Origin of the sequence: Actinoallomurus sp. CA-142502 (assembly GCF_050936355.1) — a bacterium.
Lineage (GTDB): Bacteria > Actinomycetota > Actinomycetes > Streptosporangiales > Streptosporangiaceae > Actinoallomurus > Actinoallomurus iriomotensis.
Genome location: NZ_JBNJMY010000001.1, coordinates 97,967 through 121,773, shown reverse-complemented (window position 1 = coordinate 121,773; position 23,807 = coordinate 97,967). Strand labels below are relative to the sequence as shown.

Genomic DNA, 23,807 nt, shown 5'->3' with positions numbered 1-23,807 from the left:
GCCCCGCCACGGGCGGGGACTCTGGGACGAAGGCCCCCTACGGGCCGTCCGGGGAGGGCCAGAGCGCGCGCAGCGGTGCCATGCCCTCCTCGACGTAGTCGGCGATCGGCCGCACGCCGCCGTCGAGGTACCACTGCTCCAGCGCGGCGAAGTAACCGAACACGAGTGCGTTCGCGGTGACACGCGCCTGGGCCTCGGTCCGATCGCCGCGGGCCGCCATCATCGGGGCGATTCGCTGACTCGCCCGATCGAGCGCCGCGCACGCGGCCATCCGCACCGAGGGCTCCTGGAAGAAGTAGCGCACCCGGCGCCAGGGGCTCCTGTCGGTACGCGAGCCACCCGGCACGTCCTCCGGCGTCGTCTCGTACCGGCGCACGATCCGCAGCAGGCTGCCGACGGGATCGTCCAGATCCAGGAGCTCCTCCAGCGCCTCCTGGCTCATGCTGTCGAACTCGTCGGCGACGAGCAGCCCCTCCTTGGTCCCGAAGAAGCGGTAGACCGATGACGGCGACACCTCCGCCGCGGCGGCGATCTCCTCGATCGTGACCGCGTCGAACCCCCGCTCGTCGAAGAGGTCTAGCGCCCGCTCCTGAATGGTGCGCCGCGCCTTCACCCGCCAGCGTTCCCGCAGCCCAGATGCCATCCCCCGAGGCTATCGACGTCCGCAACGTTCAGCAAGTGACTTTCTATAGCGATTGACTCGCTGGGCGACCGTACATACAGTCACTCGCATGAGACAGTCACTTTCTGAGAAGTCGATCGCTCTGACAACGGCGACGGCCCTGTCGGCCGTCCTGGCGGTGGCGGCGATCATCGACCAGGCCGGCGGCCACACCCTCATGGATCACGCCGACACGGTGTACGCCCCGGTCGGCAAGCACCCGTCCGCAGGCCTGCTCTACGGCCTCGTGTACACCGTCGCGATCATCGACGCCGCGCTGTGGCTGCTCGTGCGGCGCGTCGCGCGCTCACACCGCCGGTCGGCGTCGATCCTGGCCATGACCGTGACCGTGATCTCCGCGAGCCTCGCCATACTCCTGCTCGTCTCTTCCGAGTACGGCGCACGGATCTTCCCCCCGCTGTGGGGCGGCCTGGCACTCCTCCCGTCCGTCGCGGGCACCCTCGCGGCCGCGTTCCTCCTGCGCCGCGACCCGGGACGGCGGTGATCGCCCCGGGTGGTGGCGCAGAGCGTCGGCAGGCGGCGACGGTGCGCGGACGTGTCCGATGAGCCACCAGGGCACATCGCGCGCAGGACGAAGCGGCGGCGGATCCGCGGTCGTCGCGGACCGGGGTGGGGGCGTTCAGGCTGGGCGCTGTTCGCGGTCGCCTGTGCGCCTTTCGGATGAGAGTTCCGCGAGGCGGACGCCGAGCATGACCACGGTGAAGCCGGCGAGGCCGCCGAGGAGCAGCCGTGCGAGGTGGGGGCCGTCGGTGAGGAAGCCGTTGCCGACCAGTTCGCTCCATTCGGTGATCAGCGGGGTGGCTGGGATGGCCAGCAGCGCGCAGGCACGTCGGCCCTCGCGGGTCCGTGCCAGGACGACGAGGAGGAGGATGAAGGCCGTCAGCAGAGCGGCCAGTTGGAGCGTGTTCCAGACGTGCGACGAGTGCTTGAACGCCTGGAGGCGCTGGTCGGCCTGACGGGCGTCGGGAGCCGTGTGGGGCCACGGGACGAACAGTGCGGACAGCGGTGCCGTGGTCAGGGCGATGAGGACGGCCGCGGCGGCCGCCGCGCCGAGTACCGCGCGTCGGCCCAGCAGCTCCGCGCCGTGGCGGGGGCCTGGCGATGCCAGCAGTGACGCGGTCGCCACCAGCGAGAGCGGCAGGGAGGTGGTGACCAGCGTCTCGGTGAAGATCGCACCCCACAGTGTGGTGGCCGTCCCGTACACCACGAGCAGGAGCTGGGCGCCGGTGAGGACGGATGCGGCACAGGCGGCGGGGCGGCGGGCACCGCGCCAGGCCAGGACGGCGATGACCAGCCAGACCGCCCAGTACGGGGCGGTGCCGAAGGACTGGACCAGCATGTGCGGCAGGGAGAAGGGCCGGTGCGCTCGCGCCTCGATGAACTGGGACACGGCTTGTGGCGTGTTGACGGCGAATCGCAGGCCTTCGGCGACCAGCAGGAGGGTGGCCACGAACCCGGCGATGGCGGTGGCGGCGGCCCAGCCCGGGGTCGTGGACCCGCCGACCGCCCTGCGCAGGTGGATCCGCACGGCGCCGCGCAACAGGTCGTACACATCGGCGGCGGACGGGCGGGTCTGACCTGGCCGGGCTCCGGCCAGCAGAACGCCGAGCATCTCCTGCTCGTGTTCCCGCCGGTGATCGGCCGGATACCAGCTCAGCAGGCGACGGTAGCGGTCTTCGAGAATGCTCAACAGTGTCCCCTTCGAGTAGACGATCAGGCGGGAGAGGCCCCGCGGTCCAGGCGCGGGAAGGCGGCCAGGCGGCGGGCCGCGGCCTCGGTGCGACGGCGAAGCGCCTGGATCTCGGTGGCCAGCGCGGCGGCGCCGTCGTCGGTCAGCCGGTAGTAACGGCGCAGCCGGCCGTCCACGACTTCCTCACGGTCGACGGCGATCAGCCCATCGGACTGGAGCCGGTCCAGTGCGGCGTACAGGGTGCCGGCGCGCAGGCGGGTGCGCCCGGCGGAGATCTGTTCGGCGTCGGAGATGATTCCGTACCCGTGCTGTGGCCCGTCGGCCAGCGCGGTCAGGATCAGGAACGTGGGTTCCTGCATGGCCTTGGTCATATAGGCTTTATATACCGATGATCTATCTATCGCCAAGTGGTCAGGGTGCACATTCGCTGGCCACGCTCGACGACCCGCGGCCAGTACACCGCTGCCCAGAACCAGGGAAGCCCAAGGAAGGCCAAAGACCGACTACGTACGTCGCGGACAGCGGGTACGGCGAGAGGCGAGGCGACGGCGAGAAACCGTCAATCGCGGGGGTTCCGGGGGGCTCGGCCCCCGGGCAGACATGGCGGTCCCCGGCGAAGCCGCCCCAAAGCGGCGAGTAGGGTCATCCGACGCGGAGGGTGTGGGATTCGAACCCACGAGGACTGTCACCAGCCCTGGGCGCTTTCAAGGCGCCTGCACTAGTCCACTATGCGAACCCTCCAGGCGGGGTCCACGATAGCGGTCCGGCCGCGTCGCCGCTCATTCCGGTGTGAGGCGGGCCCGGTGAATGGGCATGATCACCGGAGGAGGGGGTGCGTGATGGCCGAGGGCAGGTCCGTCGACGTCGCCGCGGTGAAGCACCGGCTGGGCCGGGTGGGCGTCTGGCTGGCGTCGGCCTCGGACGCGCCGGCCGCGGTGGAGCGCCCGGTGGTGGTGGCGATCGAGCAGCTCGGCTACTGCGCCTTCTGGTTCGCTGAGACGCCGCGGGGCAAGGAGGCGCTCACGCACGCCGCGACGGTGCTGTCGTGGACGGAGCGCATGCTGGTGGCCACGGGCATCGCGAACATCTACGCGCGTGACGCGGTCGCGGCCGCCAATGGGGCGGCGACGCTGGGCGACGCGTGGCCGGGCCGGTTCGTACTGGGGCTGGGGGTCAGCCACGCCCCGGCGGTGACCGCGCGCGGGCACGACTACGGCCGGCCGGTGGCGACGATGCGTTCGTACCTGGACGCCATGGACTCCGCGGAGCACACGGTGCCGGTGGCCGTGCCACGGCTGCTCGGGGCGCTGCGCCCCCGGATGCTGGAGCTGTCGCGGACGCACGCGCAGGGCGCGCACACCTACTTCACGACGCCCGAGCACACCGCGCGCGCCCGTGAGGTCCTCGGCGAGGACGCGATCCTGGCGGTGGAGCAGGCCGTCGTGGTCGGTACGGACGCGGAGGCGGCCCGTGCCACCGCGCGGCAGTACGCCGCGCGCTACCTGAGCCTGCCGAACTACCGCAACCACCTGCGTGAGCTGGGCTTCTCCGACGCGGATCTCGACGGGGGCGGCAGCGACGCGCTGATCGACGCGGTCGTGCCGTCGGGCGACCCGGACGCCGTCGCCGAGCGGGTACGGGCCCACCACGACGCCGGCGCCGACCACGTCTGCGTCCAGCCGCTCGCCGCCACGCTCGACGACCAGGCCGAGCACCTGCGCCTGCTGGCGCCGGTCCTCACGACCTGAGCGCTGTCAGGGCATCGGCCACTGCCGCCACTCGCACGTGTCGCGCCACCCGTGCGCGCCGCCGGCCCAGCCGGTGAGCACGGTGAACGTCGTGCGCAGGTCCGCGGCGACCGTCTCGAAGTGGCGTTCGGGCGCCCCCTCGCGGTACTCGACGACGTACGTGCCGTCGACCTCGCGGTACACCTGCATGTAGTGCTGCCCGCCGGGGACGTCGACCCGGTCCACGACGAGGAACTGGTTGCCCGGTCCGAGCTCGCCGAGCAGCCGGAACAGCAGCGCCTCGCTGGGCGCGTCGTACGACCGGCCGCCCGCCGTCTCCGCGCGCAGCGCCCATTGCCCCATTCCCCGGACGCTACGACATTTCCACGCTTGATGAAGCATCGCGGGATCCGGCGATGTCTCCCCTACGTTTCTCATCATCCAGTCCGAAACAGGGGGAGCACACCCAGTGAAGCGGATGAAGACCATCGCGGTCGCGGCCGGTGTGGCCGCAGCCGTGACCTCACTGTCGGTCGGCGCGTGGGCCGCCACCGGCCACTCCAAGCCCGCGCCGAAGAAGGCCGCGGCCACGGCATCGCAGCAGAGCGCGAACGCCGCCGCTGCCCCCGCCGGTCAGCCGGAGAGCGACGTCCAGCCCAAGACCAGCGCCGCCGCTAAGGGCCTCGTCAAGCCCGGCCACGTCTTCAAGGTCGGCGCGTGGACCCGTTCGGCGAACGGCAAGTACGGACTCGTCCTGCAGCAGGACGGCAACCTGGTGCTCTACCAGGGCAAGAAGGCGCTGTGGTCGACCGCCACGGGGCGCCACCCGGGCGCGTACGCCGCCATGCAGACCGACGGCAACCTGGTCGTCTACAGCAGCGCGAAGAAGGCGCTGTGGTCCAGCAACACCGGCAAGCACCCCGGCGCGTCGCTGCTCGTGCAGGACGACGGCAACCTGGTGATCTACAGCACGGCCAAGAAGGCGCTGTGGTCGCGGCACGTCTCGCTGGGCAGCCTCCAGGCGGGGTACGTCCTGTCGAAGGGCCAGGCCGTCCGCTCGATGAACGGCGACTACCAGCTGCTCCAGCAGACCGACGGCAACCTCGTCCTCTACCGGGGCAAGACCCCGCTCTGGAGCACGGAGACGGGCCGCCACCCGGGCGCGTACGCGGTCATGCAGACCGACGGCAACCTGGTCGTCTACGGCTCGGACAAGAAGCCGCTCTGGCACAGCAACACCCACGGCCACTCCGGCGCGCACCTGGAGGTGCAGAACGACGGCAACCTGGTCATCTACGGCACCGACCACAAGGCGCTGTGGTCGCGGCACATGGCCATCGGCAACCTCCAGCCCGGCCAGAAGGTGATCACCGGCAACGAGGTCCGCTCGCCGAACGGGGTGTACTCGCTGCAGGTGCAGACCGACGGCAACGTCGTGCTGTACAAGGACGGCAGGACGCCGATCTGGAGCACCGCGACCAAGGGCTCGGGCGTGTACGCCCTGATGCAGACGGACGGGAACTTCGTCGTCTACGAGGGCACCAAGCCGCTGTGGAGCTCGAAGACGGGCGGCAACCCGGGCGCGAGCCTGAACGTACAGGACGACGGCAACCTGGTGGTCTACAAGGACAAGCACCCCTTGTGGGCCAGCCGTAAGTAACTCCCGCCGGCCGACCGCGGCCCCGTGACCACCGAGGTGGTCGCGGGGCCGTCCCTTTTCACGCACCCCGGAACGCGGTCACGCTCCTCGCGGGAGGCCGGCCCAAGGTCACGACCGTGCAGCCGGGTGCCGGGGGCGGACGCGCCTGGATGATCAACCGGCTCATCGGCCGGCTGCGGCCGCTGCTGCCCGACGAGCCGGACTGCGTCGCGGCCACTCCGTGACGGCGACGACGTTCCGGGAAAGTCCGATGACACTGTGCTTTCGTCGACTAGTCTGTCGGCGCATGGCGAGAAACGAACAGGATCCCGCAGCGAGCACGCAGCAGTTCCGGGCCTTCGCCAACCGCGGGGGCGGTGAGGCCGCGAAGCAAGGCCCGAACACCGGACTGATCATCGGTCTGATCATCGGCGTCGTGGTCGTCGTCGCGGTGATCGCCCTGCTGGTCGTCTAGAGACGGGCGTACGGGCGCGGCTCAGTGCCCGGTGGCGGAGAAGTGCTGGAAGTCCCACGGGCCGCCCCAGGTGCCGCCCCAGCCCCAGCCGATCGAGCGGAACGCCTTCACGACCTTGTCGCCCGCGTGGACGAGCCCCGGATCGTGCCGCTTGCGGTTGCCGTACTTGACGCACCGCGGGTGCTCGATGTGGCCGTTCGCGTGCACGTAGGGGTTCTCGCAGGTGTTGAGGTCGACGGCGTGCCCGTAGGCGTGCTGTGACCAGGAGCTGGCGCCGGTGGCGTTGCGGCAGTTGAACGCCGAGGTGTTGTCCGCCTCGATCGACTTGAAGTCGCTGCCGCCGTACTTGTCCACGAGCTCCATGCGCCGGATCGGGTAGCGCTCGTCGTACAGCTTGTGGAAAACCTTGACGATCTTGCTGGCGACGTCCTCGTTGACGACCAGCTCGCCCTCGTGAGGCTTCTTGTCCATGCCCCAGTACGTCATGGTGATCAGGCGCAGGTCGCCGAGGCCGACGGGGCAGCCGGAGTGCCAGGAGTGCTTCACGGTCGCCCGGGTGACCTTGCTGATCTTGGCGGAGAACGGCTTGGGCCCGGTCGGCGAGGCCTTCGACGGTGAGGGCGACGCGGCGGCGGGCGTCGACGGGGCCGTGGAGGCCGCCGCCGCGGGCGGGGACGCCGCGGCACCCGATCCACCGCCACCGCAGGCGGACGAGACCGTCACGCAGAGTCCGGTCGCGAGGATTCCGAGAGTGGCGCGTCTCATCTTCGAAGGATTACACGTCCGAAGCCGTGCTTCGGACACTTTCATGCGGGACGATGTGGCTGCCATGTCCGGCGGACAGAGGACCGATCATGGAGGAAACGGACCCCAAGCGCCGCCCGCCGCTCGGTATGCGCGAGATCACCGCGGTGGGCAGCGGACTCGGCACATTCATCCTGGTGGACGCCATCATGATGTACTCCGCGTTCGAGCGGAACGTCATGCACGGCAACGACGCCAACCTGGTGGCCCAGGCGTTAGCCCTGCTGCTGCTGGCGTTCGGCCTCGGTGGCTTCCTCGCCTGGAAGATGACCGGGTTCATGCGCCTGTACGGCGTGGGGCTGATGTGCGGCTGGACGTTCCTGACACTGTTCTCGCTCGGCTTCTGTACCGGGCTGAACGCCTAGTCAGCGTGCCTTGGCGACCTGGTCGGCGATGGCGGTGAACGCGCGGCCGATGGCCCGCAGATCGTCCGGGTCGATCACGTCGACGAAGAAGTCGCGTACCGTCGCGACGTGGTCGACGGCGGCCTTGGACAGGAACGCGAACCCGTCCTCGGTGAGCTCGGCGAAGACGCCGCGCTTGTCCGCGCCGCAGTTGTTGCGCGCCACGAGGCCCTTGCACTCCAGGCGCGAGACGGTGTGGGAGAGACGGCTGCGTGACTGGCTGGCGATGTCGGCGAGCTCCGCCATGCGCAGCCGCCGCTCGGGCGCCTCCGACAGGCGCACGAGGATCTCGTACTCGGCCATGGTCAGGCCGTGCTTGGACTTGAGGTCACGGTCGAGAAGATCGGCCAGCCGCACGCTGCCTTCGACGTAGGCACGCCAGTCGCGCTGCTGCACGGCGTCGAGCCAGCGCGGTTCGGTCATGTCTCGATCCTACACGCTTGATTGAATATTCAACAAAATTCCCTGCGGGCCCACTCTCGGATGATCTCACCGGCCGTCGTGGCCGGGGGGCGTTTCCGTGACCTGTTCGGAAGGTTGAAACTTCAACCGCGACGGCTACCCTGGCCGCAGACCCGCCGGGGCCGTCGCTCCGAGGAATAGTTGAAAATTCAACTTGGTTGCACGACGCGTAACCCGACCGAGGAGGTCCCGATGCCTGCCGTAACCGCCGACCCGCTGACCCTGACGCGACTGCCCCGGCTCCCGGAGCAGGAGACCGCCTGGCGGCCGGTCGCCCGCGTCGTCACCGCCGCCCGTCACCTCGAAGGCGAGGGCTTCGAGGTCCGCCGGCCGTTCCCGGGCATCGACCTCTCGCTCGCGGACCCGTTCCTGCTGCTCGACCACATGGGCGCCGTGGAGTACGCCCCGGGCGAGGCGAAGGGCACGCCCTGGCACCCGCACCGCGGCTTCGAGACCGTGACCTACATCATCGACGGCGCGTTCCAGCACCAAGACACCACCGGCGGCGGCGGTCTGATCACCGACGGCGCCACGCAGTGGATGACGGCCGGAAGCGGGATCCAGCACATCGAGCAGCCCCCGCCGGAGCTGGTCGCCTCCGGTGGCCTGTTCCACGGCGTGCAGCTGTGGGTCAACCTGCCCCGCGAGCGCAAGTGGGTGCCGCCGCGCTACCAGGACATCGGGTCCCGCGACGTGACCCTGCTGAGCAGCGACGACGGCTCGTCGATCGTGCGCGTGATCGCCGGTGAGCTGGCCGGGCACCAGGGTCCGGGCACGACGTACACGCCGATCACGTACCTGCACGCCACCGTCGCCCCCGGCGCGCGGCTCACCCTCCCGTGGCCGCGCGACTTCAACGCCCTGGTGTACGCCCTGAGCGGCCGCGGCACGGCGGGACCGGACGGGCGCCCGGTGGACGAGGGGCAGCTCGCGGTGTTCGGCCACGGCGACGCGCTGACGGTCACCGCCGCCGACTCGCAGCCGCTGGCGGCGAGGAGCGGCTGGGAGATCCTGGTCCTCGGCGGCCTGCCGATCCGTGAGCCGGTCGCACGCTACGGGCCGTTCGTGATGAACACCCGCGAAGAGCTCGTCGAGGCCTTCCAGGACTTCCAAGCGGGCCGCATGGGCACTGTCCCGGCCGAGCGCGTGCCGCACCTGAGCAGCGCCGACGAGTCCGTCGAGGGCTGATCCGGGCCGGCGGGGAATGGCCGACGGGCCGGCGCGTCCGCGACGTCGCCGGTCCTCGGCCCGGCCCGGCGCCGGTACTCGGCCGGGACCGCTCGTCGATTCTTTGTTCGAAAAGAGCGCCACTTCTCCTGACGACGCCTCGCCCCGTGCGCTACGGTGATGAACCTCTTCGAACAGAGGTTCGACATTTATCGAGGGAGGCGAGGCCGGTGGCGACCCTCACCGCTCCGGTCGCGACGCGCTGCCGTCCGCGGCATCGCGCGACACGCCGTAGCACTTTCTACGGAAATCTACGGCCGCAGCTATATCCCCTCATAAAGTCCGAGAGCGTGGACCCCGTGCGCAATCCCTACGCCCCCGGAGCCGGACAGCGGCCGCCCGAGCTGACCGGCCGCGACCGCGAGCTCCAGCAGTTCGACGTCGTGCTGGAGCGCGTCGCCCGCGGGCGCCCCGAGCGCAGCATGATCCTCACCGGGCTGCGCGGGGTCGGCAAGACCGTGCTGCTCAACACCTTCCGGTCGATGGCGATCCAGAAGCTCTGGGGTACGGGCAAGATCGAGGCGCGGCCCGACCAGTCGATCCGCCGCCCGGTCGCCTCCGCTCTCCACATGGCCATCCGCGAGCTGGCGCCCCGGCACCGCGCGCCCGACCGCATCGAGGAGTTCCTCGGCGTGCTCAAGGCGTTCGCGCAGGCCGACGCCGAGCCGGCCAAGGGCAAGGTCGCCCCTCGCCGCTGGAACCCCGGCATCGACGTGCCCGCCGCGCGCGGCCGTGCCGACTCGGGCGATCTGGAGATCGACCTCACCGAGCTGTTCGTCGACGCGGCCTCGGTCGCCACCGACCTCGGCGTCGGCATCGCGCTCTACGTCGACGAGATGCAGGACATCCCGGCCGACGACGTCTCGGCGCTGTGCGCCGCCTGCCACGAGTTGTCGCAGAGCGGCGGCCCGCTCATCGTCGTCGGCGCCGGCCTGCCCCACCTGCCGGCCGTGCTGTCGGCGAGCAAGTCCTACTCCGAGCGGCTGTTCCGCTACGCCCGTATCGACCGGCTCGACCGGGACGCCGCCGACCTGGCCCTGCTCGCCCCGGCCGAGCGCGAAGGCGTCACCTTCACTCAGGACGCCCTCGACGCGCTGTACGACGCGGCCGACGGTTACCCCTACTTCGTCCAGGCGTACGGCAAGGTCGCCTGGGACATCGCGCCCGAGACGCCGATCAGCGAGGGCGACGTCCGCGTCGCGGCGCCGGAGGCCGAGGGGGAGCTGGCGGTCGGCTTCTTCGGCAGCCGGTACGAACGCGCCACCCCCGCCGAGCGCGACTACATGCGGGCGATGGCCTCGCTCGGCGACGAGCCGGTGCCCACCTCCAACGTCGCCGACGAGCTGGGCCGCAAGCCCTCCAGCCTCTCGCCCGCCCGCGACGGCCTGATCAAGAAGGGTCTCATCTACAGCGCCGAGCGCGGCCTGGTCGCCTTCACCGTCCCGCACTTCGGTCATTTCCTCAGATCGCAGCCGGTCTGAGCACCGCTACCGCTCTCTAAGTCAGTCTTGCGCCACGGCTAGAAAGCCGTAGACACCGCCATGGCTGTTGGCGAGTATTCGGCTGTCTTGCTCATTCGCTAGAGACGGCTAGAGAAGCCGATGAACGATGTCGAGTCATTTCTATGCGTCTCTAGCGAATTCCCAAGAACGCGCTAGAGAGCACCAGACTCAGGCGGGGGTGTGGACGCGGCGGGGGCCGGAGTCGTCGTCCTGCTCCTCGTGCCCGCCGTCCCAGACCAGCGCGGCTCGTACGTGTCGCCGTCGCCCGTCGACCGGCACGGCGAACACGACCTCCGCCGTCCGATCGTCGATCCGCGCCGGGTACACCACGTAGCGAACGCACAGCTCACGCCACGTCTCGGTGGGCTGCGCCGAGGTGAGGTCGTCTTCGTGCTCGCGCCAGGCCTCGCTCGCGCGCAGCCGCGTGTACGTCTGCTCCAGTGGCACGTCGAGCAGCTCGCACGGCGTCGTACTGCGGGTGCGCTCGACGGCGAGGGCGATCTCCGGCGAGAGCATCAGCAGCAGCGCGGTCTCGGCCGCCAGGATCAGCACCGCCCCGGCGCCGGCCCGGTCCAGCACCGCGGCGCCGCTCTCCGGCACTCCGGCCGCCGCGACCGCCGCGACCGTCAGCAGTGCCGCGCGAACGAGCCCGCGGCGACCCGCCGGGGCCGAGCTGAGGCCGCCGAAGCACCCGCATCCCTCGTCGGTGCCGCGCCGCGCGAGGTCACCGATGATCCACGTGGCCGTGGCGAAGAACACCACGCAGGCCAGGCGTACGAGGCCCATGGGAGTCACCAGCAGGGCGACGCCGATCGTGCCCTCGGCGAACGCCACGCCGTACACGAACGGACGCCGGTGGTGCGGCGCGGACCCGGAGTCGTCTCCGCGTACGGTCAGCTTCGCGGCGCAGGCCAGCAGCAGCACACTGGCCAGGAACGGGATCTGCAACTCCCGCATCGCCTCGGCCATCACAGCTCCACTCGCGCGGTGACGTTGAAGCATCCGGCGTCGAGGTCGCCGCCGAGGTCGACGAAGGCGGCTCTGGTGAGCTCGATGACCCGGCCGCGCGGCGAGATGCCGCAGCAGACACAGCGGTCGCAGAAGTGCGCCGCCACGCAGCCGCACTCGATGACCGGCACCCGCGTCGCCAGGCCGGTGCAGTCGTTGCGGACGTGGAGTTCGCTGGCGATCGACAGCAGCGGGAGCGGCAGGGGCGCGGCCGGACCCGTGCCGCAGCCGCCCGCGTCGCCGTACGGGTCGAGCGCCGGATACGCCGCGCCGCGCCGCCCCGGAGGCCCGTCGAACCAGGTCGCGGTGCCGCGCAGGATCCGCGGCACCGATCCGGAACGGTGCGCCGGTGGATGCTCGGCGTGCGAGGCCGGCTGCGGCGACCTCGACGCGGGCTGCAGACCGTGGACCTCGCCGCCCCGGCGTACGCCGATCACGTCGATCAGCGCGCCCGGCTCCAGCCGTGGATGACGGACCCGGATGCGCGTCATCGCCTCGGCCGGGATGACCAGCGCGGTGCGATCGCGGTGCGGCCCGGAGTCCACCTCGACCGTGCGCCCGGACCGGCCGGCGATGATCCCGGTCACGCGGGCGATGTCGACCCAGACGCGTTCGGCCACCGCGCCGCCGGTGCCGGACGGGCGGACGACGACGTCGTGGCCGGGCCGCAGAGCGCTCACGCCCGCCCGGCCGGCGTGCCAGACGAAGACGTCGGCCGCGATCGGCATGCGCACCTCCTCGCCGTCCGGCGTGGCCAGGACGAGCAGGTGCGGGCTGGCGTCGACCACCGTCCCCTCGACGCCGTGCAGGGGACGGGCGCCGGCGTCGTACGGCTCGGACGCCCGGTCGCCGGACACGGCTTCGCGGAGCCGGCGTCGGCGCAGGACCAGATCGCGGGAGGGCGACGGCATGGGGGTCTCCGGAGCTTCGATGATCGTAACTCGTCGTGCGTTGAGTAAGACTGCATGTCAACACTTACCCCGAGCCCTCCTTCTGTCGACTCCTTTGCCCGAATAAACCAATGAACCTCGCCGGAAATACATGATAATTATTCGCAATGCGGCATGCCGCGTTGACCGGAATATGAGATTCGACTTGATCCATAATTACGGTCTTCATGCGATCGTCAGGCCTGGTGGCAACAGCACTCCCCAGCCTTCCGGACGGTCACGTGGGCGCACTACCGCAGGACGAGTTCCATGACTTCGTGGCCGCGCGGCGGCCGACGTTGCTGCGTGCGGCCATGTTGCTGACCGCCGACCGGGCCGACGCCGAAGATCTGCTCCAGTCCGCGCTGACCAAGACCTACCTCGCCTGGGAACGGATCAACGACCGCGGCGCACTGGACGGTTATGTGCGCCGCACGATGGTGAACATCAACATCTCGTGGTGGCGGCGCAGGAGGCTCGAGGAGTACCCCACCGACGAGCTGCCCGACACTCCGATCGCCGACCACACGCGCCGCAGCGAACTCCGCGACGGCCTCGACCGGATCCTCGACCGGCTGCCCGCCCGCCAGCGTGCCGCCGTCGTCCTGCGCTACTACGAGGACCTGACCGAGACCGAGATCGCCGAGGCCCTCGGCGTCAGCGTCGGCACGGTCAAGAGCACCGTCTCTCGCGCCATGGCCAAGCTCCGCGACGAGGCCGCCGGCGAACTCTCCTCGCTTGAATGATCGTGAGGTGCTGACAACCGCCCACGCTCGGGACAAAATCCGATTCACCACCCTCGAGCGTGGAGGCCGCCGTGTGGAGCACGATGCAGGACTATCCGCTGACCATCTCCTCGATCCGGCGATACGGCACCGAGGTCTTCGGCCACAGTGAGGTCGCCACCTTCACGGGTGACGGGGTGCGCCGCACCTCGTACGCCGAACTGGGCCGGCGCGCGGCGCGGCTGGCGAACGCCCTGCGCGACCTGGGCATCGACGCCGACCAGCGCGTCGCGACCTTCCAGTGGAACACCACCGAGCACCTCGAGGCGTACCTGGCGATCCCCTCGATGGGCGCCGTCATGCACACCCTCAACGTCCGCCTGTCCGCCGACCAGCTCGTCTACATCGCCGACCACGCCGAAGACGAGGTCGTCATCGTCAGTGGTTCGCTGGTGCCGCTGCTCGCCCCGGTGCTGCCGAAGATGGCGACCGTACGGCACGTCGTCGTCATCGGCGACGCCGACCTGTCCGCACTGGCCTCCTCGGGCAAGACGCTGCACTCGTACGAGGAACTCCTGGCCGCGGCGTCCGACACGTACGACTGGCCCGAGATCGACGAACGCCAGGCCGCGGCGATGTGCTACACGAGCGGCACCACGGGCAACCCCAAGGGCGTCGTCTACTCGCACCGCTCGGCGTACCTGCACTCGATGGCGGCCTGCACCGGCAACGCCTTCGCGCTGTCCGCCGCGGACCGCGTGCTGCCCGTGGTCCCGATGTTCCACGCCAACGCGTGGGGGCTGCCGTACGCCGCGCTCATGGCCGGCGCGTCACTGGTGATGCCCGACCGGTTCCTGCAGGCGGAGCCGCTCGCGCGTCTCATCGAGGACGAACGCCCGACCGTCTCCGGCGCCGTACCGACGATCTGGAACGACCTGTTCCGCCACGCTCGCGAGCACGAGTCGGACCTGAGCGCGCTGCGCCTGGTGGTGTGCGGCGGCTCGGCCGTGCCGGAGTCGCTGATGCGCTCGTTCGAGGAACGCGGCGTCCACATCGTGCAGGCATGGGGGATGACCGAGACGTCACCGCTCGCCTCGGTCGCCCACCCGCCGCCCGGCGTCGCCGACCCGTGGCCGTACCGCGCGAGCCAGGGACGCGTCATGAGCGGTCTGGAGGCCCGCGTGGTCGGCGACGGCGACCGCGTACTGCCCGCCGACGGCGCCACCGTCGGCGAGATCGAGGTACGCGGCGCGTGGGTGACCGCGGCGTACTACAAGGACGAGGACTCCTCGAAGTTCAACGAGGGCTGGCTGCGCACGGGCGACGTCGGCATGGTCTCCTCCGACGGCTACCTGACCCTGACCGACCGGGCCAAGGACGTCATCAAGTCCGGCGGGGAGTGGATCTCCTCGGTGGAACTGGAGAACCACCTCATGGCCCACCCGGACGTGATCGAGGCCGCGGTCGTCGGCGTCCCTGATCCTCGCTGGCAGGAACGCCCGCTGGCCTCGGTCGTCCTGCGCCCGGGCGCCGAGGTGACCGCCGCGGACCTGCGCGAGTTCCTGGCCGCGCGTGTGCCGAAGTGGCAGCTGCCGGAGCGGTGGACCTTCATCACCGAGGTGCCCAAGACCTCGGTGGGAAAGTTCTCCAAGAAGACACTGCGCCAGATGTACGCGGACGGCGGCCTGGAGGTCGTACGGGCCGACTCCTGACCGATCTTGTCAGGAGATCTTCGGCCAGTGCGCCAGGTGGGCCCAGGCGTGGGTCTGCTCCCGGACGTTGGCGAACAGCCAGTCGGTGAACCGCGCGTGCCTGAGCGCGGGAGCGGTGTCATCCTCGCAGTAGGACCAGACCTCGGGGTCTTCGCCGTCGCCGCGGAGGAAGTCGAACTGGACGCCCTGGTGCATGAGGATGACACGGTCGGCGTCGGTGAGCGTGAGGCCTCTTCCGGCCAGAAGCTCATCGGCCGCCCGCCGCAGCCCCAGCACGTCGGGGTGGAAGACGTCACATCCTTGGAGGAACCGCCCCGCCCCGGCGCCCGCATGCTCGAGAAAACACCGGTAGGCGAACGGCAGCGGTGCCGGCTGATCGTCGTCGACCTGCCGGATGAGATCGCCGCTGAGCCCCTGGATGTCGTCGTGCGAGGCCGTGGTGCCATCGGAAACCATCGCGATACACGCCCTGACCCGCTCGTCGGTCGACAGCCCTGCCAAGGCGTCGTCGCTCGCCCGCTCCATGCCACCCCCGGTCCGGTTCGTCTGTAAAGCCTGGTACATGGTGGGACGCGCGAAATGGGGTTAATGTTCCGGGCGATGAGGGACGAGACAGCAGGGATGAGCCCCCACTTTGCCGGGAGGGCTGGTTGACCGGTAGCCTGTGTGCGGCCTGAGGGCTACCAGGAGGCTTCGCCTAGTCCGGTCTATGGCGCCGCACTGCTAATGCGGTTTGGGTTTACCGCCCATCCGGGGTTCAAATCCCCGAGCCTCCGCTCACTGATCAGGGCCTTCCCCGCGGACACGCCGAGGAAGGCCCTTGATCGTTTCTGGGCCTGGATGGCCCCCTTGCAGGTGTCATCCCTCGCCCCACAGGGCGGCGCCCATCCGGTTGCCCGCGTCCTGGCCCTGAGCGGTCGTTCAGCCGTTAACCGGACAGGCCCTAGTTGTTCACGGGCCTGGTCAGCGCACCGACGTAGGTGAAGGTGTTGGTTGGTGGTTGGCCCGGTGCGGTGGTGGAGCCGGCGGAGAAGCTGTTGATGTGGTGACCGTCGTCGGTGACCAGCGCCCAGTAGTGCAGTGACCTGTCGCCGGTGGCGGTGTGGCAGGTCTGCGTGGCCGGATCGAGTTCGGCGGTGTCGCCGCGCACGTTCATCGTCCAGTAGCAGCCGTCGGGTGTGTGCGCGATGATCCGGCCGTGAGCGGTGTGTGCGGCGGTGAAGCGGACCGTGCCCTGTTCTGGATAGGCCGTGCCTTTGTCGGTGGTCACGATATTGGTCAGGGTCTGCATGTCCGCGGGGTCGTAGCGGTAGTCGCCGAGGAACCGTTTGACGAACTCGCCGTTGTCCTGGCCGTGGACGACCTTGGTGCGGGACCCGGAAGGCATCGGGACGATAAGGTCCACGCCGTTGGGCTGATGGCTGACCGCCATGATCTGCTCGGTCTCCCGGTTGCCATGCACCTGGACCGACCATCTGGTGATGTTGCCCACGGAGCCGACCGTCGGATTGAAGCACTGCTGGGTGGTCGACGACAGCTCCAACCCGGAGGGATGGACGGTGAAGTTCCAGGTGCAGCCCCCATCGGTGTGCCCGTTGATCGTCCCGTTAGGGCCTGGTGAGAACACCACCCACCCGACCTGCGGCAGTCGCAACGGCAGCGGCAGTTGCGCGTCGCATTGGCCGCTGCCATCGGGACACTCCAGCACCGCGACGTTGTTCAGCGTCGCGGCATCCGGCTGGTCGTAGTTCCATATGCCGTAGTACTTCGCCGCGTCCGTGTGAGTCTCGGCCGATGCCGGGGTCGCGTCGAACGACGCCGCCATCAGGCCGACCGACAGCGCGACGGCAGCCGCGAGTGGCGCGAGCGAGGTCCGCGCGGCGACCGCGCTCGCTCGCGCGAATCGAGAAAGAAATGACATGGGAGTATTTCCTCATTTCGTCAGTGATCGAAGGCGATCAGTGATCTGGTGCGCCGGTGTGGTGGTTGGGCGCCCCGATTCTTGGCGCGCGTCGGTGTCTGTGAGCCCGGACGAGCGCCGAGGGCCCACCGTGCTTGCGTTACCGGTCATCGCTGTTCGTCGCGACCCGGGCGACCTGGGGAAGCCGATCGTCGGTGGCCGAGGTCGGCGCCAGCCGCGTGACGGCGGCAGGCATGGGGCCGACGGTGAACACGCGGGTGACCGAGTCGACGGTGACGCCGGCGAAGGACGCTTCGGGCGGCACCTGGTCTGGAAGCGGAATGATGTGGGTCCCCGCGTCGAGCCGGTCGTCGAACACGTACATCGACGCGCTCTTGGGTTCCGGGGGCACGAAGGACGTGCCCCACCAGGCCTCGACCGTGACGGGGGCGGAATCGTCGAGCGTGAGCCGCAGCGAGCGCTGGGCGGCGTCGTAGACGACCTCGCCGCCGTCGGACGCGCCGTCCGAGGTGGCGGCTCGCACCTGGGCGGCGAGGAGACCGGGGATGCCGGCGAGCCCCTGGACGAACGTCACGTGCGGGTTGCGTTCGAGGATGCCCTCGCGCAGCCGCTGCTTCGTCTCGGCGGGGACCATGCCCCCGAAGACCAGGACGTCGAGATCGGTGACGTCGTAGTCCTCGAGGACGTGGTCGAACTGGTTCGTCGCGTCCGCGGAGTGGCCCCTGGCGCGCAGAAGGTCGACGGTGGCGAGGAGCACACTGGGGCTGCGGCCGACGACGAGAACGCGTTCCGCCATGTTCTTCGGTGACCTGTTCACTGCGAGATCTCCTCAACGGTGGGTTCGGAATCAGCCACGGGCTGCGGCTGACCTGGATCGAGCCAGGCCCCGCGTCCCGTGTTGGGGTCTTCGTCTTCGTGGGCGTTCGCGGTCGCGAACACCAGGAAGCGCACCGAATTAAGTGTTGGTCGTACCAACATACACAGTGTTGGCCTGACCAACAACGGTTATCCTTGACGCATGCTCATGCCCCGCCACGACACCGGCCGCACTCCGAGCCGTCTCGAAGGACGCGCGACCTGGCTGGTCAGCCGGGCCTACCTACGCTCATCCGGGCTACTCGGCGCCGGTTTCGAGACCCATGGCGACGGACTGCGCAGCTACCACTACCGACTCCTCGCCGCGCTGGAGGAATGGGGCCCGGCGAGTCAGGCCGAGCTCGGCCGGAAGACCGCGATCGACCGCAGCGACGTGACTGCCGCCCTGACCGAACTCGAGTCGCGCACCCTGGTCGAGCGCTCGGTCGACCCCGAGCACAAGCGCCGGAAGATCGTCACGATCACCCCGGCGGGCGTCGAACGGCTACTCGAGCTCGACAAGGTCATCGACGGCATCCAGGAGGAGTTCCTCGCCCCTCTGACGCCCGCCCAGCGGCGCCAATTCATCGCCCTTGTGTCGCGGCTCGTCGACGCACAGCGCTGATTCGACAAAGAGCAGCCCGTTCTCCGGAGTATCTGACCCGTACCTTCGAGGAACCGGCGCAGCGTGGACATGCTTCGGCGGAACGAAAAGATCTGCTAGGGCTCGTACTCCCAGCCGTGACCACCGATGGCGGTCTCGAATCGCGGGCACTCGCCCCCGGCTCCATCCACGCCTCCCGGTACGGGCGGGAACATTTCTTCAAGACGCCAGGCAGCCGCGCTCGTCACACTGCGAGCGTGTCCAAGAACTTCAATGGCTACCCGCGGCCTTCTCCTCGGCGGCCTCGGTACGGTCTTGACGCGCCGGCGGTCCCGGCTGTCAGCGGTGTCGCCGGGGTGGTGTGCTGCCTGGCCGCCGTCCGGTGGCGGCGGAGCCGGATCACGACGGCGGCCGCGGGGGCGGGACTGCTCACATCCGCTGGTGTCTACGTGCACACCACGCTGCGCGGCAAGCTGCGCATCTGGGAGCGGGAACTGGACCGGGCGGGCCTGAAGGGCGACGAGCAACTGCTGGACCTGGGCTGTGGCCGCGGCGCGGTGCTGATCGAGGCGGCCAGGCGGCTGCCGGCGGGACGCGCCGTCGGGGCGGACCTGTGGTCGAGGGATCAGAGCGGCAACAGCCCCGAAGCCGCACTCGCCAACGCCGCCGCGGCCGGCGTCGCCGACCGTGTGGAAGTGCACACCGCCGACATGACCGCGTTGCCGTTCGCGGACGGCTCGTTCGATGTCGTGACGAGCGCGCTGGCGATCCACAACATCCGCTCGGCCGAGGGCCGGTACCGAGCGGTGGACGAGGCGATGCGGGTGCTGCGCCCGGGCGGGCGACTGCTCATCGCCGACGTGTGGCCCATGGCCAGGAAGTACGCCGCACATATCGGCCAGGGCACGCTGCGCGGGCTCGGGCCGGGGTACTGGTACGGCGGCCCGTGGTTCGGCGTGACGCTGCTGCATGCCGTTAAAAAGCGCTGGCCGGCGGGAACGGATTCATGCTGACCGCGGCCGCGACTTCCTGGAGCAGGCTGATGACCGGGCGGCAACTGCTGCTGCTTTCGGCGGTCACGTCGATGGTCCTGTTCACGGCGGCGACGATCCCCACAGGCGTCCAGCATGCGCTGGGTACCCACCAGCCGCTGAGCTGGCTGGTGACCGGCGTGGTCTACATGACCCTGGTGGTGCGCCGACGGTTCCCGCTCGGCGCCGTGGCGGTCGCCGCCATCGGATCGGTGTTGCTCATGGCCGACGGGATGGCCTACCCGCTGACCTTGCCGGCGCTCTTCTGCGCGCTGTACCGGGTCGCGCTCGATGCCAGCGCGTTCCGAGCGCTCGTCGTCGGCGTCACCGTCAAGGCGGCGCTGCTGACCACCTCGCTCATCACCAGACCCGGCATCACGGGGTTCGTCATCCTGCTGTGGGCGGCCCTGTCAGTGACGACCGGCAGCGCCGCCCGTAGCCACCGTGCCTACGTCGCCGAGGTCGAGGAGCGCGCCAGGCGCGCCGAGCAGGCCAGGGAGGATGAGGCGAACCGCCGTGTCGCCGAGGAGCGGTTGCGGATCGCGCGGGAGTTGCACGACGCCGTCGGGCACCATGTCGCTTTGATCAGTGTGCAGGCCGGCGCGCTGGCCTGCCTGCTCGACGACGAGGACCGGTCGCAGGCCAGAGCGTCGGTCGCGCACATCCAGCGGGCCAGTGAGGAAGCCCTGGAGGAGCTACGGCTGACCGTCGGGCTGCTGCGCGAGCTCGGCGCGCCCGAGCCGGCCGAGCCGGCTCAGCCGGTGCCGGGCCTTGACCGGCTCGGGGAGCTGATCTGCTCGTTCGCCGGTGCGGGACTGCGAGTCATTTGTGAGGTGACGGGCCGGGCCAGACCGTTGCCCGAGGCGGTGGAGCTGACCGCCTACCGGGTCATCCAGGAGTCGCTGACCAATACCCGCAAACATGCCGCCTGCGACACCGCCGTGGTATGGCTCGGGTACGCACCAGGAACGCTCAGCCTGGCGGTCGAGGACGAGGGCGAGCCGGTCACCGGGGACGGTCCGCGCACGCCCGGAGGGCACGGCATCGTGGGCATGCGGGAGCGGGTGGCCGCCCTGGGCGGACGGCTGTCGGCGGGCCCGAGACCCGCGGGGGGCTACCGGGTCTTCGCCGAGCTTCCGCTGCGAGCGGCCGGGACCGAGGGCTCGTGACCGGGACAGCGCCCTCCTCGCCCGCCTCGTCGGCGTCCGCCGCGACGGCGCCGGTCCGCGTGGTCCTCGCCGACGACCAGGACCTCGTCCGCGAGGGCCTGCGGCTGGTGATCAACCGTGCGCCGGGGCTGACGGTGGTGGGTGAGGCGGCCACCGGCCACGATGCGATCCGGGCCGCCCGCCGGGCACGCGCCGATGTCGTCTTGATGGACATCCGGATGCCGGGCCTTGACGGGCTGGCCGCGACCCGGCGGATCGCCGCTGACGACGGCCTCGCCGGGGTACGGGTGCTGATCCTGACGACGTTCGAGGTCGACGAGTACATCTTCGAGGCACTGCGGTCAGGCGCCAGCGGCTTCCTCGGCAAGGGCGCACGCCCAGCGGCCTTGATCGACGCGATCCGGACGGTCGCCCGTGGCGACGCGCTGCTTTCCCCATCCGCCACCCGAAGCCTCATCGCCAGGTTCCTCAAGCCGCACGACAGCGAGCCGGTCCGCCCCTCGCCGCTGCTCGCCACCCTCACCAACCGGGAACGCGAGGTGACGGCCCTGATCGCCGACGGCATGTCCAACACGGACATCGCTCGCCAGCTCACGCTCAGCCCGCTCACCGTCAAGACCCACGCCAACCACGCCATGACCAAGCTCGGCGCACGCGACCGCGCACAACTCGTCGTGCTCGCCTACCAGACCGGCCTGGCCCGCGCGCCACGTCCCCAACAGTGACCCGCTGCGTCTCCGCAAGGACGATTCCCGAGCATCCGCACCGGAGTACCGCCATGGGGAAACGCCGCACCGCTGCCGTGCGACGTGATCGCGGACGGGGTCGCGGGCTTCCCCGGTAGTGCAGCGGTTTCGACCGGACTACTGCCAACGCAGTAGGCGAAGCCGCGAACCGCACCGGATGGCGCGGTCACCCCTTCGCTGATCGCCGCGGCCGGCCGACGACCGGGGCGGCTGAGACTCCGACACTGAGGCGCGAAACCAAAAGGACGGAGAGTCATGTCGGCTCTTGCACGCTGGTGCTACCAGCACCGCTTCGTCGTGATCACTGTCTGGATAGGGCTGCTCATCGGCCTGGCGGTGATGTCGCAGGCGGTGAAGACGACGTACGACAACTCACTCACATTGCCGGGAACGGGCTCGGGCAGCGCCCAGAAGCTGCTGCAGAGGTCAGTGCCGGCTCAGGCGGGCGATGCCGACCAGATCGTCTGGCGGACGAGCCGTGGCAGCGTCACCGATCCCGCCATCGAGCAGCGGATGTCGGCGATGCTCGTGCGGGTGTCGCACCTGCCTGAGGTGGCCTCGGTAGCCAGCCCCTACTCGCCCGGCGGCAAGGTCCAGGTGAGTGCGGACGGGCGCACCGCGTACGCCACGGTGAACTTCACCAAGGCGGCAGACGACCTGGACCGCGCCGACATCAAACGGGTGATCGCGACGGCGACCGCCGCCCACGAGCCGGGCCTCGCGGTCGAGCTCGGAGGCAAGGCCATCTCGAACACCGAGCAGGCGCCGCCATCGACCATGTCGGCGATCGGCATCGGCGCGGCCGCGGTCATCCTGCTCATCGCCTTCGGGTCGCTGCTTGCGATGGCGCTGCCGATCGTGACCGCGGTGGTCGGGGTGAGCATGGGCCTGATGCTCATGGCACCGCTCAGCCACCTGATGTCGGTGAACGGCATCGCGCCGATCCTCGGCGCGCTGATCGGCCTTGGCGTCGGGGTCGACTACGCCCTGTTCATCGTGACCAGGTACCGTCGCGCGCTGCAGTCCGGACTGGACCCCCAGCAGTCGGCCGTACAAGCGCTCAACACCTCCGGCCGCGCGGTCCTGTTCGCCGGCGGCACGGTGTGCATCGCCCTGCTCGGCCTGCTCACCCTCGACCTGTCGTTCATCGACGGGCTTGCCGTCCCGGCGGCCATCACGGTGGTATGCACCGTGGTCGCGGCCGTCACGCTGCTGCCCGCGCTGTTCGGGGTGCTCGGCCTGCGCGTACTGAGCCGCCGGCAACGCCGCAGGTCGCGGACTGCCGGACCGGACCACGCCGAGAGCGGCAGCGGCATATGGGCGCGCTGGTCTCGCACCGTGCCCCGCTTCCCCGTCGTGCTCGCCGCCGCGGGACTCGCAGTGATGGTCGTGGTGTCCGCACCCGTGCTACACCTGCGGCTGGGCTTTGACGACGCATCCAACGACCCCACATCAACTCACACCCACAAGTCCTACGGAATGCTCGCCAAGGGGTTCGGGCCGGGCTTCAACGGCCCGCTGCTCGTGGTCGCCCAGCCCCACTCCGCAGCCGACCGCGCCGCGCTGGAGCAGCTCCAACACGCACTCACCGCCGTGCCGGGGGTGGCCGCCGTGCAGACAGGCCCCGCGCAGACCAGACCAGGTGCCGGGCCGGCGGTCGAGGTGACCCAGGTCCTCCCCACCACAGCGCCCGAAACACCGGCCACCTCTTCCCTGATCACCCACCTGCGCAGCACGGTCATACCGCGTTACACGCACGGCACCACGCTGCGGGTCTACGTCGGCGGCCTGACGGCCACGCTCGACGACTTCGCCTCGGTGACAAGCGCCAAGCTGCCCTGGTTCCTCGCCACCATCGTGGGATTCAGCTTTCTGCTACTGGTACTCGCCTTCCGCAGCCTGCTCATCCCCGCGCTCACAGCGGTGCTGAACCTGCTGGCGGCGGCGGCCTCGTTCGGCGTACTCACCGCGTTCTTCCAGTGGGGCTGGGGAACCAGCGTCTTCGGCCTCGGCTCCGCCAGCCCGGTCGAGGGCTACCTGCCCGAGCTGGTGCTGGCGGTCCTGTTCGGCCTGTCCATGGACTACCAGGTATTCCTCGTCAGCAGAATGGCCGAGGAATGGTCGCACACCCGTGACAACACCCGGTCGGTGCTCGCCGGCCAGACCGACACCGCACGGGTGATCACCGCTGCGGCGGCGATCATGATCGCGGTGTTCACCGCATTCGTGTTCATGGGCCAGCGCAGCATCGCCGAGTTCGGCATCGGGCTGGCCGCCGGCGTGGCGCTGGACGCCTTCATCCTGCGAACGGTGCTCGTACCGGCCGTGATGCACCTGTGCGGCCAGGCCAACTGGTGGCTGCCCCGCTGGCTGGACCGCCGCCTGCCGCACCTGGCCATCGAGCCTGCCATGGAGGAGCAACCCGTCCGCGCGCCCGAGTCCGCCCTTGTCTGAGGGCATGTCCGCCGAGCCACGGCGGTGCGTCCCACCTCAGT

The 23,807-nt window shown here is 70.0% G+C and carries 26 protein-coding genes and 2 tRNA genes; 15 read left to right on the top strand and 13 right to left on the bottom strand.

Translation table 11 applies throughout. The features are described 5' to 3' along the window. Positions 1–37: 37 nt before the first annotated feature. Complete coding sequence (locus tag ACQEV1_RS00835) at positions 38–643, bottom strand: TetR/AcrR family transcriptional regulator (protein ID WP_433390044.1); 606 nt, start codon at positions 641–643, stop codon at positions 38–40. An 88-nt stretch (positions 644–731) separates the two neighbouring features. On the opposite strand from ACQEV1_RS00835, the gene ACQEV1_RS00830 reads away from it, so the two are divergent. Further along, positions 732–1,166 (top strand): hypothetical protein, encoded by a 435-nt coding sequence (locus tag ACQEV1_RS00830; protein WP_433390042.1) that lies wholly within the window; start codon positions 732–734, stop codon positions 1,164–1,166. A 135-nt stretch (positions 1,167–1,301) separates the two neighbouring features. On the opposite strand, the gene ACQEV1_RS00825 is transcribed toward ACQEV1_RS00830, so the two are convergent. The 3 genes from ACQEV1_RS00825 to ACQEV1_RS00815 form a co-directional block, all read right to left on the bottom strand. After that, complete coding sequence (locus ACQEV1_RS00825) at positions 1,302–2,372, bottom strand: hypothetical protein (protein ID WP_285629191.1); 1,071 nt, start codon at positions 2,370–2,372, stop codon at positions 1,302–1,304. A gap of 23 nt (positions 2,373–2,395) precedes the next feature. Beyond that, positions 2,396–2,743: a PadR family transcriptional regulator gene (locus tag ACQEV1_RS00820; RefSeq protein ID WP_433390040.1), complete on the bottom strand. Its 348-nt coding sequence runs from the start codon at positions 2,741–2,743 to the stop codon at positions 2,396–2,398. 281 nt (positions 2,744–3,024) lie between these two features. Next, positions 3,025–3,113 (bottom strand) — tRNA-Ser (locus ACQEV1_RS00815). A 98-nt stretch (positions 3,114–3,211) separates the two neighbouring features. On the opposite strand from ACQEV1_RS00815, the gene ACQEV1_RS00810 reads away from it, so the two are divergent. Next, on the top strand, positions 3,212–4,120 hold the full coding sequence (locus ACQEV1_RS00810; RefSeq protein ID WP_285629195.1) for a TIGR03620 family F420-dependent LLM class oxidoreductase: 909 nt from the start codon (positions 3,212–3,214) through the stop codon (positions 4,118–4,120). 6 nt (positions 4,121–4,126) lie between these two features. On the opposite strand, the gene ACQEV1_RS00805 is transcribed toward ACQEV1_RS00810, so the two are convergent. Beyond that, complete coding sequence (locus ACQEV1_RS00805) at positions 4,127–4,462, bottom strand: hypothetical protein (protein ID WP_285577632.1); 336 nt, start codon at positions 4,460–4,462, stop codon at positions 4,127–4,129. A 115-nt stretch (positions 4,463–4,577) separates the two neighbouring features. On the opposite strand from ACQEV1_RS00805, the gene ACQEV1_RS00800 reads away from it, so the two are divergent. Together ACQEV1_RS00800 and ACQEV1_RS00795 are read left to right on the top strand one after the other, a co-directional pair. Continuing rightward, on the top strand, positions 4,578–5,759 hold the full coding sequence (locus ACQEV1_RS00800; protein WP_285629197.1) for a hypothetical protein: 1,182 nt from the start codon (positions 4,578–4,580) through the stop codon (positions 5,757–5,759). A 286-nt stretch (positions 5,760–6,045) separates the two neighbouring features. Then, on the top strand, positions 6,046–6,213 hold the full coding sequence (locus tag ACQEV1_RS00795; protein ID WP_285577635.1) for a hypothetical protein: 168 nt from the start codon (positions 6,046–6,048) through the stop codon (positions 6,211–6,213). Positions 6,214–6,234: 21 nt separating this feature from the next. On the opposite strand, the gene ACQEV1_RS00790 is transcribed toward ACQEV1_RS00795, so the two are convergent. Then, positions 6,235–6,978, bottom strand: coding sequence for a M15 family metallopeptidase (locus tag ACQEV1_RS00790; RefSeq protein WP_285629199.1), 744 nt, complete (start codon positions 6,976–6,978; stop codon positions 6,235–6,237). Between the two features lie 89 nt (positions 6,979–7,067). Here ACQEV1_RS00790 and ACQEV1_RS00785 point away from each other — a divergent pair, with 89 nt between their 5' ends. Further along, entirely contained in the window at positions 7,068–7,382 is a 315-nt protein-coding gene (locus tag ACQEV1_RS00785; RefSeq protein ID WP_285577638.1) for a hypothetical protein, read from the top strand. On the opposite strand, the gene ACQEV1_RS00780 is transcribed toward ACQEV1_RS00785, so the two are convergent. Continuing rightward, entirely contained in the window at positions 7,383–7,844 is a 462-nt protein-coding gene (locus ACQEV1_RS00780) for a MarR family winged helix-turn-helix transcriptional regulator (RefSeq protein ID WP_285629201.1), read from the bottom strand. It lies immediately after the preceding gene. Between the two features lie 231 nt (positions 7,845–8,075). Here ACQEV1_RS00780 and ACQEV1_RS00775 point away from each other — a divergent pair, with 231 nt between their 5' ends. Together ACQEV1_RS00775 and ACQEV1_RS00770 are read left to right on the top strand one after the other, a co-directional pair. Continuing rightward, positions 8,076–9,071 carry a pirin family protein gene (locus ACQEV1_RS00775; RefSeq protein WP_285629203.1) on the top strand — a complete coding sequence of 332 codons (996 nt, stop codon included), beginning with the start codon at positions 8,076–8,078 and terminating at the stop codon, positions 9,069–9,071. A gap of 338 nt (positions 9,072–9,409) precedes the next feature. Further along, entirely contained in the window at positions 9,410–10,591 is a 1,182-nt protein-coding gene (locus tag ACQEV1_RS00770) for an ATP-binding protein (protein WP_285577644.1), read from the top strand. A gap of 189 nt (positions 10,592–10,780) precedes the next feature. Here the strand turns inward: ACQEV1_RS00770 and ACQEV1_RS00765 are convergent, their stop codons facing one another. Continuing rightward, on the bottom strand, positions 10,781–11,581 hold the full coding sequence (locus tag ACQEV1_RS00765) for a MauE/DoxX family redox-associated membrane protein (protein ID WP_285629208.1): 801 nt from the start codon (positions 11,579–11,581) through the stop codon (positions 10,781–10,783). Next, positions 11,581–12,531, bottom strand: coding sequence for a hypothetical protein (locus ACQEV1_RS00760; RefSeq protein ID WP_285629210.1), 951 nt, complete (start codon positions 12,529–12,531; stop codon positions 11,581–11,583). The genes ACQEV1_RS00765 and ACQEV1_RS00760 overlap by 1 nt, the downstream gene beginning before the upstream one ends. A gap of 224 nt (positions 12,532–12,755) precedes the next feature. Between ACQEV1_RS00760 and ACQEV1_RS00755 the strand changes: the two genes are divergently transcribed. Further along, the gene (locus ACQEV1_RS00755; RefSeq protein WP_433390031.1) at positions 12,756–13,295 is read left to right on the top strand and encodes a SigE family RNA polymerase sigma factor; all 540 of its coding nucleotides are present in this window, start codon (positions 12,756–12,758) and stop codon (positions 13,293–13,295) included. Positions 13,296–13,366: 71 nt separating this feature from the next. Next, positions 13,367–14,986 carry a fatty acid--CoA ligase gene (locus ACQEV1_RS00750; RefSeq protein ID WP_285629214.1) on the top strand — a complete coding sequence of 540 codons (1,620 nt, stop codon included), beginning with the start codon at positions 13,367–13,369 and terminating at the stop codon, positions 14,984–14,986. Positions 14,987–14,995: 9 nt separating this feature from the next. Here the strand turns inward: ACQEV1_RS00750 and ACQEV1_RS00745 are convergent, their stop codons facing one another. After that, positions 14,996–15,442 carry a hypothetical protein gene (locus tag ACQEV1_RS00745; protein ID WP_433390028.1) on the bottom strand — a complete coding sequence of 149 codons (447 nt, stop codon included), beginning with the start codon at positions 15,440–15,442 and terminating at the stop codon, positions 14,996–14,998. 230 nt (positions 15,443–15,672) lie between these two features. Here ACQEV1_RS00745 and ACQEV1_RS00740 point away from each other — a divergent pair. Then, a tRNA-Ser gene (locus tag ACQEV1_RS00740) sits at positions 15,673–15,762 on the top strand. 167 nt (positions 15,763–15,929) lie between these two features. On the opposite strand, the gene ACQEV1_RS00735 is transcribed toward ACQEV1_RS00740, so the two are convergent. From ACQEV1_RS00735 to ACQEV1_RS00725, 3 genes are all read right to left on the bottom strand, one after another. Then, on the bottom strand, positions 15,930–16,811 hold the full coding sequence (locus ACQEV1_RS00735) for a hypothetical protein (protein WP_285629219.1): 882 nt from the start codon (positions 16,809–16,811) through the stop codon (positions 15,930–15,932). 235 nt (positions 16,812–17,046) lie between these two features. Further along, complete coding sequence (locus ACQEV1_RS00730; RefSeq protein WP_433390026.1) at positions 17,047–17,724, bottom strand: hypothetical protein; 678 nt, start codon at positions 17,722–17,724, stop codon at positions 17,047–17,049. Further along, positions 17,721–17,858 carry a hypothetical protein gene (locus ACQEV1_RS00725; RefSeq protein WP_285629223.1) on the bottom strand — a complete coding sequence of 46 codons (138 nt, stop codon included), beginning with the start codon at positions 17,856–17,858 and terminating at the stop codon, positions 17,721–17,723. Before ACQEV1_RS00725 ends, ACQEV1_RS00730 begins: the two co-directional genes overlap by 4 nt. A gap of 67 nt (positions 17,859–17,925) precedes the next feature. On the opposite strand from ACQEV1_RS00725, the gene ACQEV1_RS00720 reads away from it, so the two are divergent. The 5 genes from ACQEV1_RS00720 to ACQEV1_RS00700 all read left to right on the top strand — a co-directional run bounded on the left by ACQEV1_RS00720 (position 17,926) and on the right by ACQEV1_RS00700 (position 23,766). Then, entirely contained in the window at positions 17,926–18,387 is a 462-nt protein-coding gene (locus ACQEV1_RS00720; protein WP_433390023.1) for a MarR family winged helix-turn-helix transcriptional regulator, read from the top strand. A gap of 236 nt (positions 18,388–18,623) precedes the next feature. Further along, a complete protein-coding gene (locus ACQEV1_RS00715; RefSeq protein WP_433390020.1) occupies positions 18,624–19,379 on the top strand; it encodes a class I SAM-dependent methyltransferase in 756 nt (251 codons plus the stop codon). After that, positions 19,373–20,566 carry a sensor histidine kinase gene (locus tag ACQEV1_RS00710; RefSeq protein WP_433390018.1) on the top strand — a complete coding sequence of 398 codons (1,194 nt, stop codon included), beginning with the start codon at positions 19,373–19,375 and terminating at the stop codon, positions 20,564–20,566. The genes ACQEV1_RS00715 and ACQEV1_RS00710 overlap by 7 nt, the downstream gene beginning before the upstream one ends. After that, positions 20,563–21,291 (top strand): response regulator transcription factor, encoded by a 729-nt coding sequence (locus ACQEV1_RS00705; RefSeq protein WP_285629231.1) that lies wholly within the window; start codon positions 20,563–20,565, stop codon positions 21,289–21,291. The genes ACQEV1_RS00710 and ACQEV1_RS00705 overlap by 4 nt, the downstream gene beginning before the upstream one ends. A 276-nt stretch (positions 21,292–21,567) precedes the next feature. Next, a complete protein-coding gene (locus tag ACQEV1_RS00700) occupies positions 21,568–23,766 on the top strand; it encodes an MMPL family transporter (protein WP_433390015.1) in 2,199 nt (732 codons plus the stop codon). Positions 23,767–23,807 lie beyond the last annotated feature (41 nt).